This window comes from Klebsiella sp. EMBS2024 (assembly GCF_036233805.1).
Taxonomy (GTDB): Bacteria; Pseudomonadota; Gammaproteobacteria; order Enterobacterales; family Enterobacteriaceae; genus Klebsiella; species Klebsiella pneumoniae.
The window spans coordinates 2448720-2460651 of sequence record NZ_JAZARW010000001.1 but is presented as its reverse complement, the minus strand read 5'-3'; the positions used below and the strand labels follow the sequence as shown (position 1 = coordinate 2460651).

Genomic DNA, 11932 nt, shown 5'->3' with positions numbered 1-11932 from the left:
GCGCGGTGGCGGCGAAAACGCCAGCCAGCGGGATTAGACGTTGAACAGGAAGTTCATCACATCGCCATCTTTCACGATGTAGTCTTTACCTTCAGCACGCATTTTACCGGCTTCTTTCGCGCCCTGTTCGCCTTTGTAGGCAATGAAGTCTTCATAAGCGATGGTCTGCGCGCGGATAAAGCCTTTTTCGAAGTCGGTGTGGATCTTACCGGCTGCCTGCGGCGCGGTCGCTCCCACCGGGATGGTCCATGCGCGAACTTCTTTCACGCCCGCGGTGAAGTAGGTCTGCAGGTTCAGCAGAGCGTAACCGGCGCGGATCACGCGGTTCAGGCCCGGCTCTTCGAGGCCCAGCTCAGCCATGAACTCGTCACGCTCTTCATCGTCCAGCTCGGCGATGTCCGCTTCAACGGCGGCGCACACCGGCACCACCACAGACCCTTCCTGCTCGGCGATGGCGCGAACCTGATCGAGGTACGGGTTGTTCTCGAAACCGTCTTCATTGACGTTCGCGATGTACATGGTCGGCTTCAGGGTCAGGAAGCTCAGATAGCGGATGGCCTCTTTCTCTTCTTTGGTCAGATCCAGCGCACGCAGCATACCGGCGTTTTCCAGCTGCGGCAGGCATTTTTCCAGCGCGGCCAGCTCAACCTTCGCGTCTTTATCGCCGCCTTTGGCTTTTTTGGAGACGCGGTGAATCGCGCGTTCGCAGGTATCAAGGTCAGACAGCGCCAGTTCGGTATTGATAACGTCGATATCTTCCGCCGGGTTCACTTTCCCCGCGACGTGAATAATATTATCGTTTTCAAAGCAGCGAACCACATGGCCGATGGCTTCGGTTTCACGGATGTTGGTCAGAAACTGGTTGCCAAGACCTTCACCTTTGGACGCGCCTTTCACCAGCCCCGCGATATCCACGAACTCCATGGAGGTCGGCAGGATGCGCTGCGGTTTGACGATTTCAGCCAGCTTGTCCAGACGCGGATCGGGCATCGGTACGACACCGGTGTTCGGCTCAATGGTACAGAAGGGGAAGTTGGCCGCTTCAATACCCGCTTTGGTGAGCGCATTGAACAGGGTGGATTTGCCGACGTTGGGCAAACCGACGATACCGCATTTGAATCCCATGATTTAAATCACCTTAATCTTTGGATAATCAATCTGTTACAAGGAACAGATTGCAGAAAATTGAATAGCTTTGCCTATTATACACGGTGCGCGGCAAAAATGCCGCACGACAACTGCTTATTGCGCCTTAAAGGCGTGCAAACGGTTGGTCGCTTTGGTCAGCCCGTCCTTTAACCAGATTTCGGTACAGCGCGCCGCTTCGTCGACAGCGTCATCGATCAGTTTCTGCTCGCTGGCCGGTGGTTTGCCAAGCACAAAGCCGACAACCTTGTTTTTGTCACCCGGATGGCCGATTCCGACGCGTAAACGGTGAAAGTTCGGGTTATTGCCGAGCTTACTGATGATATCCTTCAGGCCATTGTGGCCGCCATGGCCACCGCCAAGCTTAAATTTCGCCACGCCCGGCGGTAAATCCAGCTCGTCATGGGCGACCAGAATTTCATCCGGGTTGATGCGATAAAAGGTCGCCATCGCGGCCACGGCTTTACCGCTGAGGTTCATAAAGGTAGTGGGGACCAGCAGGCGGACGTCCTCGCCCGCCAGGTTGATGCGCGAGGTGTAGCCGAAGAATTTGCTCTCTTCGCGCAGCGGCGCACGATGGCGATCCGCCAGTAAATCCACATACCAGGCGCCAGCGTTGTGCCGGGTGGCGGAATATTCCGCACCGGGGTTGGCCAGGCCGACAATTAGTTTAATGGTCACGTTTTCTATCCTGCATGGGGCATTCTCTGCCGCGTAGTGTACTGTCTGCGGGCGCGCTTGACAAAATTCTGGCTATTAGACAATACCCGCATTGATGATTTACTCACTAAATCATTAGAATTTGATATGGTTCATAGACTTATTTGTAAATTTTTGTCTATTCGCTGTTCACTAATGTGATCGTGGACGCACTCCGCAGAAGAGACCTTGTCTATACTACACCTATAAGATTTGGGGACATTCCCTGGCAACCCAAAGTCCGGAGGTGACACATGAAACGCAAAAACGCTTCGTTACTCGGTAACGTACTCATGGGGTTAGGGTTGGTGGTGATGGTTGTGGGGGTAGGTTACTCCATTCTGAACCAGCTTCCGCAGCTTAACCTGCCACAGTTCTTTGCGCATGGCGCAATCCTAAGCATCTTCGTTGGCGCAGTGCTCTGGCTGGCCGGTGCCCGTATTGGCGGCCACGAGCAGGTCAGCGACCGCTACTGGTGGGTGCGCCACTACGATAAACGCTGCCGTCGTAACCAGCATCGTCACAGCTAACCGTAGCATGATTTCCCGCATCGGCCGCTGAAGGCCGATGCGCTTTTCTGTGTCTCACTTTATCTCTTCCTCTTTTTCCCGCCATATTACGCCCCCATTCCGTCCTGGCCTTCGTGCTGCTATGGTTGCCAGCAAAAATGAATAGCAAGCGCGGTTTTTGCTTGACCCTGACGTTACGTCAGGCTGCAGAGTAGCGGACCTGGCCACAGAGAGGAGCAGTCATGTTAATTCAGGTGGGAGAGCTGGCGAAGCGTGCCGGACTGACGGTACGTACGCTGCATCATTATGAACAGACGGGGCTGTTAACGCCTTCGGCCAGAAGCGAGGCGGGCTATCGGCTCTATAACCTGTCCGCGGTTCAGCGCCTGCATATGATAAAGGCGCTGGCGCAGGCCGGGCTAACGCTCGCCACAATCAAGGACTATCTCGATCGGCAAACGCTGTCGCTGCCCGAGCTGCTGACGCAGCAGATAGATATGCTCAACGCCCAGCTACGCGATGTTGGCAGGCTGCGCGACCGACTATTGGTGCTGCGCGAGGCGCTGGCGAGCGGCAATGAACCCGATCTGGAGTCCTGGCTACAGACGCTGGAGTTAATGAAAATGTACGATCGTTGGTTTAGTCAACAGGAGTTAGCCGCGCTGCCGTTTGCGGCACAGGATGAACAGCGGGCGCAGGCGTGGCGCGAGCTAACGGAGGAGGTGCAGACGCTGATGGCGAGCGGCTGCCCGACGGACAGTCCGCAGGCGATGCGTCTGGCGACGCGCTGGATGGAGCGCCTGGAGCAGGATACGGCCGGGCGTCCGGAGTTTCTGACCCGCCTGAACGAGATGCATGCCGCCGAGCCGCAGATGGTTGAACAGACCGGCGTCACGCCGGCAATCATCGCTTATATCACCGAGGCCTTTGCCGAAAGCAAACTGGCCATCTGGGCGCGGTACCTTAACGAAGAAGAGATGGCGTTCACCCGCCAGCACTATTTTGACCGGCTACAGGAGTGGCCTGCGCTGGTGGCTAAGCTGCATCAGGCGTGCCGGGAGGGCGTAGCGCCGGACTCGGCGTCGGGTCAGGCGCTGGCCCGTGCGTGGCTTGAACTGTTTCAGTCCTACGCCGGTACCCGGCCGCAGACGTTGCAGAAGTTTCGTCGGGCAATGGAGCAGGAGCCGCATTTGATGAAGGGCACCTGGATGACGCCGGCAGTGCTGAGCTGGCTGCAGCAGGCGACCGGATCCTTGATGCGGCAGGCGCAGGGACCTGCCGCCGGGTGATCACAGGTCAGCCAGCGCGGCCTGACGATCGGGGTAGAAGCTCAGGCGTCCGGGCAGCGGCTTGACGCCGGCGCGCGCTAGCGTGCGTAGCGGCTGAAACTCGAGGTTAGATACGCGCAATTCACAGCCTTCCGGCAGCTTGTTCACAAAGCGCTGGAAGGCATCCAGACCACCGGCGTCGAGAACCGGCACCGCGTCCCATTTCAGCACCACGATGCGCTTGCCGGCGATCCGGGTCTCCAGATCGTTGAACAAGCCTTCGGCGGCGGCAAAGAACAGCGGCCCAATTACCCGCAGCACCAGCACATCGTCTGGCACCTCGACGTTGACCGGCGCCAGATGAGTCATGCGTGCGATACGGCGCATAAACAACAGCGAAGCCAGCACGATCCCGACGCTGATAGCGATCACCATGTCAAACAGCACCGTTAGCGACATGCACATCAGCATCACCACGATGTCGTCCTTCGGCGCGTGGCGCAGCAGATTGATGACTTTATGCGCCTCGCTCATATTCCATGCCACCATCAGCAGCAGGGCGGCCATCGCCGACAGCGGCAGCCAGGAGAGCAGTGGGGCGAGGATCAGCAGCGCCAGGATCACCAGCAGGGCGTGGATCACGGCGGCAACCGGCGATGTGGCGCCGGCGCGGACGTTCGCCGCCGAGCGGGCAATCGCCGCGGTGGCAGTGATCCCGCCGAAGAACGGCGCGACAATGTTGCCCAGCCCCTGGCCAATCAGCTCGCTATTGGCTTTGTGCTTGGTGCCGGTCATGCCATCAAGCACCACCGCGCACAGCAGAGATTCAATGGCGCCGAGCATCGCCATTGAGAAGGCGGCAGGCAGCAAAGCCTGCAGCGAGGCCCAGCTCAGGGTAAAGTTTGAGCCCGGCATATCCCAGGGCAATACCAGCTGCGGCAGCAGCTGCGGAATGCCATTGCCCTGAGTGCCGTCCGCCAGCTGATAATGGAACTGTGAGCCGATCGTCGCGACATCGCCGCCGAGCAAGTTGACCACCAGCATGACCGCGCAGCCGCCTAGCAGCGCCGGGAGGTGGCCCGGCAGGCGGATACCCAGCCGCGGCCAGAGGATCAGAATGCCAAGAGTAACGACGCCGATGGCGGCATTGCCAACGTTAATGGTCGGTAGGGCCATCGCCAGCGCCGCCACTTTCTGCAGATAATGCTCCGGCACATGGGGCATCTGCAGGCCGAGGAAATCTTTAATCTGCATGGTGCCGATGGTGATACCGATCCCCGAGGTGAAGCCGAGGGTGACTGACAGCGGGATATATTCGATCAGGCGGCCAAAGCGCGCCAGGCCAAAGAGGATTAAAAAGATCCCCGACATCAGCGTCGCCACCAGCAGTCCCGCCAGACCAAACTGCTGGGAAACCGGATAGAGGATCACCACAAAGGCGGCGGTCGGACCGGAAACGCTAAAGCGTGACCCGCCGGTCAAGGCGATCACAATCCCTGCCACCGCTGAGGTATAGAGGCCGTACTGCGGCGGCACACCGCTGCCAATCGCCAGCGCCATCGCCAGCGGAATCGCAATGATCCCGACGGTGATCCCGGCGATCAGGTCACGCGTGAAGCGGGCGGAGGTGTACTTTTCTTTCCAACAAGCGTCGATGAGGGCGCGGAAAGGCATCACATGTGAGGAAAATAATCTGTTCACAATAATGTTTCATCCATGAGCGCATCATCTGTCAACTAAATGGCAGGTGAAGGAGGCATTGATCATACAAATAAGGTGCGGAGACAAAAAAACCCGCCGCAGCGGGTTTTTGTGCTGGGCTCGATTAATGTTCGAACATAGCAGAGATAGATTCTTCATTGCTGATACGGCGAATAGCTTCAGCCAGCATACCGGAGAGCGTCAGAGTACGCACTTTATCCAGCGCTTTAATTTCTGGTGCCAGCGGAATGGTATCGCAGACGACAAATTCATCAATGACAGAGTTTTTGATGTTCTGGATAGCGTTGCCGGAGAAGATTGGGTGCGTTGCGTAAGCGAATACGCGTTTCGCGCCACGCTCTTTCAGCGCTTCTGCCGCTTTACACAGGGTGCCGCCGGTGTCGATCATATCGTCGACCATCACGCAGTCACGACCGGCAACGTCGCCGATGATGTGCATCACCTGGGAGACGTTGGCGCGCGGACGGCGCTTGTCGATGATAGCCATATCGGTATCATTCAGCAGTTTAGCGATAGCGCGGGCACGCACGACGCCGCCGATGTCCGGAGAAACCACAATCGGGTTGTCCAGGTTCAGCTGCAGCATATCTTCCAGCAGGATTGGGCTGCCGAACACGTTATCGACTGGCACATCGAAGAAGCCCTGGATCTGTTCTGCGTGCAGGTCAACGGTCAGCACGCGGTCAACGCCGACGCTGGACAGAAAATCCGCCACCACTTTCGCGGTGATTGGCACACGAGCAGAACGAACACGACGGTCCTGACGAGCATAACCGAAGTAAGGGATAACGGCGGTGATACGACCTGCCGAAGCACGACGCAGAGCATCAACCATAACAACCAGTTCCATCAGGTTGTCATTGGTGGGAGCACAAGTGGACTGGATGATGAAAATATCACCACCGCGTACGTTTTCATTGATTTGTACGCTGACTTCGCCGTCGCTAAAACGACCTACAGCGGCGTCGCCAAGAGAAGTGTACAGGCGGTTGGCAATACGTTGTGCTAGTTCCGGGGTGGCGTTACCAGCAAAAAGCTTCATATCAGGCACGAGAAGAACCTCAGGCATGCGTCCAGTGGTGGATGAATGGGCCAATAATGTGCGGGATGGCGCCATTCGATCCAGTCGGTGTATTTAAAGAGCACGATGCAACGTCTGGAACAGGGTGACGTTGTCACCGTAACTCAATTTCCCCGGCTGACTCATTATCAATGTGCCATCACGGCGCAGGATTCAGAGCAGGGCCTGCTTGAGCGGCGAAAGGTTAACTCCGCGCGCCACAAAGCCATTTAGCCATGCCGGGGCAGTGTCCAGCACCTGACGGGCAGCGGATTCGGTGTTAAATTCAGCAAACACACAGGCTCCTGTGCCGGTCAGGCGTGACGGCGCATATTCTAACAGCCAGGAAAGCGCGGCATCAACCTCGCGAAAACGTTTTCTTGCGATAAGCTCGCAATCGTTGCTGAATTCACAATTTAATAACGTATTAATTGACCGGCGCGGGGTATTTCGTGGTAGCTCAGGATCGCGAAAAATGATCGGCGTCGGAATACTGACCCCCGGGTGGGCCACCAGGTACCATTTTTCCTCGGGTTCTACCGGCGTCAGTATTTCACCCACCCCCTCGGCGAAGGCGGCATGGCCGCGCACGAAAACCGGCACATCGGCCCCCAGCTGAAGGCCAAGAGTCGCCAGCTCATCTTCCGAGAGACCGCAGCCCCACAGATGGTTGAGCGCCACCAGCACGGTGGCAGCATTGGAGGAGCCACCGCCCAGGCCGCCGCCCATCGGCAGGCGCTTATCGATACTGATATCGGCGCCGCTGCCCGCCGGCAGGCGATCGCTTTCGCTGGCGGCATGCATCAGCAGACGCGCGGCGCGAACGATCAGATTCTCCTCGTCCGGCACGCCGGCCACCGGCGTCAGCAGGCGCAGTTGGCCGTCAGTACGCGGTTCGATGGTCAACGTATCGCCGTAATCGAGAAACTGAAACAGCGTTTGCAGGGTATGGTAACCATCGGCCCGCTGGCCGGTGATATATAAAAACAGATTCAGTTTTGCAGGAGAGGGCCAGCGGGTCATCATTTCACGATCCAGTTATCCATCTTCAGCTTGATGCGCTGAGCGCCATTGTTCAGCTCGACATTGGACGGTAGGGCTGGCTGGGTATCGCTGGTGTAGCCGCCGTAGGTCACGTGCCAGGTTTTGCCGTTTTGCGTATAGTTCAGTTCACGCAGACGGTACCGATCGTCCAGCGAATAGTCGGTGGCGTCGCCCGGTAGGCCGATGATCCACTGGCGCAGGCTGTTCAACGGGATCGGCATCCCGGTCAGACGGCCAATCATCTCTTCGGCATCAGTGGCGGTATAGGTCTGGCCTTTGTTATCGATCAGCTGCACGCTGCCCGGCTGCGCGGTCAGCGACAGCTCGGTGCTGCCCAGCGGGTTGGTCAGCAGCAGGCGATAGCGGTCCTGGCCGGTTTGCTGCCAGAAGAAGCGGGCATAGACTTTTTGCTCATCGGAAAGATAGGCAAACGCCCCGCGGGTCTGGAACTGATTGAGGCTGCGGACAGCCTGCTGGTGCTGACGCCACTGCGGCGAATCCGGGCTTTTGCCAGGCCCTTGCGGCGTATGAAGAGAACAGGCGGTGAGGACGAGGCTGGCCAGCGGCAGCAGGCGGAACAGTCGATTCATAATGATGACAAATCCTTGATGTCTACAGGGAAAAACGGCGACAGGGAACAGCGGGCCGATTTGTGTAGCAGGTTACATTTATAACCCTTAATGCTAGCGTCGCCGGGCGATAGCGTCTACGTTCAAGTTGTCTGAAATCAAAAAATTAACCTTAATGGCGGTCTTGCTTTAACTATTACTCCAAAAGGGGAGCCTCTCTTTTATTGATTACGCGCATCCTGTATGATGCACTCAGACTAACCTTAGCAACGCTGGTACTACTCCCTCACAATGACCCTTTTAGCTCTTGGCATCAATCACAAAACAGCTCCGGTCGCCCTGCGAGAACGCGTCACGTTTTCGCCGGAAACGCTCGATAAGGCGCTGGAGAGCTTGCTGGCTCAGCCGATGGTGCAGGGTGGGGTGGTGCTGTCGACCTGCAACCGCACGGAACTCTATCTCAGCGTCGAAGAGCAGGATAACCTGCAGGAAGCGCTGATCCGCTGGCTGTGCAACTACCACGGCCTCAACGAAGAAGACCTGCGAAAAAGCCTTTACTGGCATCAGGATAATGACGCCGTCAGCCATCTGATGCGCGTCGCCAGCGGCCTCGATTCGCTGGTGCTGGGCGAGCCGCAGATCCTCGGCCAGGTGAAAAAAGCCTTCGCCGACTCCAGCCGCGGCCATCTTAACGTCAGCGAGCTGGAGCGGATGTTCCAGAAATCCTTTTCAGTGGCTAAGCGCGTGCGTACCGAAACCGATATCGGCGCCAGCGCGGTCTCTGTGGCTTTCGCCGCCTGTACCCTGGCGCGGCAAATCTTTGAATCGCTCTCCAGCGTCACCGTGTTACTGGTCGGCGCCGGGGAAACCATTGAGCTGGTAGCGCGCCATCTTCGCGAACATCACGTGCGCAAAATGGTGATCGCCAACCGCACCCGTGAACGCGCCCAGGCGCTGGCGGAGGAAGTGGGCGCCGAGGTGATAGCCCTCAGCGATATCGACGAACGGCTGAAAGAGGCCGACATCATTATCAGCTCCACCGCCAGCCCGCTGCCGATCATCGGCAAAGGCATGGTGGAGCGTGCGCTTAAGGCGCGGCGTAACCAGCCGATGCTGCTGGTGGATATCGCCGTCCCGCGCGACGTTGAACCAGAGGTCGGCAAACTGGCTAACGCCTACCTCTACAGCGTCGACGATTTGCAAAACATTATTCAGCATAACTTGGCGCAGCGTAAGGCTGCCGCGGTGCAGGCGGAATCGATCGTCGAGCAGGAAACCAGCGAATTTATGGCCTGGCTGCGCGCGCAGAGCGCCAGCGAGACCATTCGCGAATACCGTTCTCAGTCTGAGCAGGTCCGTGAGGAGCTGACGGCGAAAGCGCTGGCCGCGCTGGAGCAGGGCGGTGATGCCCAGGAAATTATGCAGGATCTGGCGCGCAAGCTCACTAACCGCCTGATCCACGCGCCAACCAAATCTCTTCAGCAGGCCGCCCGTGACGGGGACGACGAACGTCTGCATATTCTGCGCAACAGCCTCGGGCTGGAATAGCGCACCTTTCTCTTATTTTCAGGACAGGGTGAATTCACGCCTATGAAGTCTTCTATTGTTGCCAAACTGGAAGCGTTGTACGAGCGCCATGAAGAAGTGCAGGCGCTGCTCGGCGATGCCGCGACGATTGCCGATCAGGATAAATTCCGCGCGCTGTCGCGGGAGTATGCTCAACTGAGCGATGTGGCGCGCTGCTATACCGACTGGCGTCAGGTGCAGGAGGATATTGAAACCGCGCAGATGATGCTCGACGATCCGGAAATGCGCGAAATGGCGCANGAAGAGCTGCGTGACGCCAAAGAAAAAGGCGACCAGCTGGAGCAACAGCTGCAGGTTCTCCTCCTGCCGAAAGATCCTGATGACGAGCGTAACGCCTTCGTGGAAGTGCGCGCCGGGACCGGCGGCGACGAAGCAGCGCTGTTTGCCGGCGATCTATTCCGCATGTACACCCGTTACGCAGAATCGCGCCGCTGGCAGGTAGAGATCCTCAGCGCCAACGAAGGTGAGCACGGCGGCTTTAAAGAGGTGATCGCCAAGATCAGCGGCGACGGCGTTTACGGTCGGCTGAAATTTGAATCCGGCGGCCATCGCGTGCAGCGTGTGCCGGCCACCGAATCGCAGGGGCGGATCCACACCTCCGCCTGTACGGTGGCGGTGATGCCGGAGCTGCCGGAAGCCGAAATGCCGGACATTAACCCGGCGGATCTGCGCATCGATACCTTCCGTTCCTCCGGGGCAGGCGGTCAGCACGTTAACACCACCGACTCGGCTATCCGCATTACCCACCTGCCCACCGGCATCGTGGTGGAGTGCCAGGACGAGCGTTCTCAGCATAAAAACAAAGCCAAGGCGCTGTCGGTGCTGGGCGCGCGCATCCGCGCCGCCGAAGTGGCCAAACGTCAGCAGGCGGAAGCCTCCACGCGCCGCAACCTGCTGGGCAGCGGCGACCGCAGCGACCGCAATCGCACCTATAACTTCCCGCAGGGCCGCGTGACCGACCACCGCATCAACCTGACGCTCTACCGTCTGGATGAGGCGATGGAGGGCAAACTCGACATGCTGATTGAGCCGATTGTCCAGGAACATCAGGCCGATCAGCTGGCGGCGCTGTCCGAGCAGGAATGATGACCTTTCAGGCCTGGCTGCAGCAGGCGATCGCCCGCCTGGCGGAGAGCGACAGCCCGCGACGCGACGCCGAGATCTTGCTGGGACACGTTACCGGCCGGGCGCGAACCTGGATTTTGGCCTTCGGTGAAACGACGCTTTCTGCTGACGAGGCGGCGAGGCTGGAGGCGCTCCTGGTGCGACGCCAGCGCGGGGAACCTATTGCTCATCTGGTCGGGCAGCGCGAGTTTTGGTCGCTGCCGCTGTTCGTCTCCCCGGCGACGCTGATCCCCCGCCCGGATACCGAATGTCTGGTAGAGCAGGCGCTGGCGCGTCTGCCAACCGCGCCGTGCCGTATTCTCGACCTCGGCACCGGGACCGGCGCCATTGCCCTGGCGCTGGCCAGCGAACGTCCGGACTGTGAGGTCACCGCGGTGGACGTGATGCCGGACGCCGTGGCGCTGGCGTTGCGCAATGCCGAACATCTGGGCATCGCTAACGTGACGATAAGTCAAAGCGACTGGTTTAGCGCGCTGGACGGGCAGCGCTTCGCCACGATCGTCAGCAATCCCCCCTATATCGACGCCGCCGACCCGCATCTCGCCGAAGGCGATGTGCGCTTTGAGCCGTTGACGGCGCTGGTCGCAGGCGACCAGGGGCTGGCCGATCTGGCGCATATCATCCGCGAGGGACGGCAGTATCTGCAGCCCGGCGGTTGGATGCTGCTGGAGCATGGCTGGACTCAGGGCGAGGCGGTTCGCGCGCTGTTCCGCGAAGCGGGCTATCTGGACGTCGCGACCTGTCGCGACTATGGCGACAATGAGCGTCTGACCCTCGGACGTTTACCCGACATGGAGAATGTTGGCTGATGAACTTATTCACGGCTGTCCTCTACCTGCACATTGCCACAGTGGCGGTGTCGGTAGGATTGTTCGTTTTACGTTACTGGTGGATGTATCACCAGAGCCCGCTGCTGAACCAGCGGTGGGTGCGAATTGCGCCGCACTGCAGCGATACGCTGCTATTTCTCAGCGGCGCAGGGTTAATGGCGATAACGCACTACCTGCCGTTCACAGAAGACGGCGCATGGCTGACTGAAAAGCTGTTTGGCGTTATCATTTACATCGCATTAGGTTTTATCGCGTTGGGCCGTCGTCGTCCGCGCAGCCAGCAGAGCCGTTTTATCGCGTTCCTGCTGGCGCTGGTGGTGTTGTTTATCATCATTCAACTCGCCATCACAAGAATACCGATACTGGGGTAGGT

General features: G+C 58.7%; 12 protein-coding genes. 6 read left to right on the top strand and 6 right to left on the bottom strand.

Features of this window, described 5'->3' with window-relative positions; all coding sequences use genetic code 11:
* Positions 1-33: 33 nt before the first annotated feature.
* Both ychF and pth read right to left on the bottom strand, forming a co-directional pair.
* Positions 34-1125, bottom strand: coding sequence for a redox-regulated ATPase YchF (ychF, locus tag VZP09_RS11375; protein ID WP_328795142.1), 1092 nt, complete (start codon positions 1123-1125; stop codon positions 34-36).
* A gap of 117 nt (positions 1126-1242) precedes the next feature.
* Positions 1243-1827, bottom strand: a complete 585-nt coding sequence (pth, locus tag VZP09_RS11370) for an aminoacyl-tRNA hydrolase (RefSeq protein WP_040225724.1) — start codon at positions 1825-1827, stop codon at positions 1243-1245.
* 272 nt (positions 1828-2099) lie between these two features.
* Here pth and ychH point away from each other — a divergent pair, with 272 nt between their 5' ends.
* Both ychH and VZP09_RS11360 read left to right on the top strand, forming a co-directional pair.
* Entirely contained in the window at positions 2100-2375 is a 276-nt protein-coding gene (ychH, locus tag VZP09_RS11365) for a stress-induced protein YchH (protein WP_002910437.1), read from the top strand.
* Positions 2376-2596: 221 nt separating this feature from the next.
* Complete coding sequence (locus VZP09_RS11360; RefSeq protein WP_101970030.1) at positions 2597-3643, top strand: MerR family transcriptional regulator; 1047 nt, start codon at positions 2597-2599, stop codon at positions 3641-3643.
* Here VZP09_RS11360 and dauA read toward each other — a convergent pair whose 3' ends face one another.
* From dauA to lolB, 4 genes are all read right to left on the bottom strand, one after another.
* Positions 3644-5323: a C4-dicarboxylic acid transporter DauA gene (gene dauA, locus VZP09_RS11355; RefSeq protein WP_064152596.1), complete on the bottom strand. Its 1680-nt coding sequence runs from the start codon at positions 5321-5323 to the stop codon at positions 3644-3646. It abuts the gene before it with no gap.
* Between the two features lie 124 nt (positions 5324-5447).
* On the bottom strand, positions 5448-6395 hold the full coding sequence (gene prs / locus VZP09_RS11350) for a ribose-phosphate diphosphokinase (protein WP_002910407.1): 948 nt from the start codon (positions 6393-6395) through the stop codon (positions 5448-5450).
* Positions 6396-6578: 183 nt separating this feature from the next.
* Complete coding sequence (gene ispE, locus VZP09_RS11345) at positions 6579-7427, bottom strand: 4-(cytidine 5'-diphospho)-2-C-methyl-D-erythritol kinase (protein ID WP_004898981.1); 849 nt, start codon at positions 7425-7427, stop codon at positions 6579-6581.
* Complete coding sequence (gene lolB / locus VZP09_RS11340; RefSeq protein ID WP_002910405.1) at positions 7427-8038, bottom strand: lipoprotein insertase outer membrane protein LolB; 612 nt, start codon at positions 8036-8038, stop codon at positions 7427-7429. Before lolB ends, ispE begins: the two co-directional genes overlap by 1 nt.
* A gap of 270 nt (positions 8039-8308) precedes the next feature.
* On the opposite strand from lolB, the gene hemA reads away from it, so the two are divergent.
* From hemA to sirB2, 4 genes are all read left to right on the top strand, one after another.
* Positions 8309-9565 carry a glutamyl-tRNA reductase gene (gene hemA / locus VZP09_RS11335; RefSeq protein ID WP_002910404.1) on the top strand — a complete coding sequence of 419 codons (1257 nt, stop codon included), beginning with the start codon at positions 8309-8311 and terminating at the stop codon, positions 9563-9565.
* 42 nt (positions 9566-9607) lie between these two features.
* The gene (prfA, locus tag VZP09_RS11330; RefSeq protein ID WP_328795141.1) at positions 9608-10690 is read left to right on the top strand and encodes a peptide chain release factor 1; all 1083 of its coding nucleotides are present in this window, start codon (positions 9608-9610) and stop codon (positions 10688-10690) included.
* Positions 10690-11538 carry a peptide chain release factor N(5)-glutamine methyltransferase gene (prmC, locus tag VZP09_RS11325; protein WP_004215201.1) on the top strand — a complete coding sequence of 283 codons (849 nt, stop codon included), beginning with the start codon at positions 10690-10692 and terminating at the stop codon, positions 11536-11538. The genes prfA and prmC overlap by 1 nt, the downstream gene beginning before the upstream one ends.
* Positions 11538-11930 (top strand): invasion regulator SirB2, encoded by a 393-nt coding sequence (sirB2, locus tag VZP09_RS11320; RefSeq protein ID WP_004145428.1) that lies wholly within the window; start codon positions 11538-11540, stop codon positions 11928-11930. The genes prmC and sirB2 overlap by 1 nt, the downstream gene beginning before the upstream one ends.
* Positions 11931-11932 lie beyond the last annotated feature (2 nt).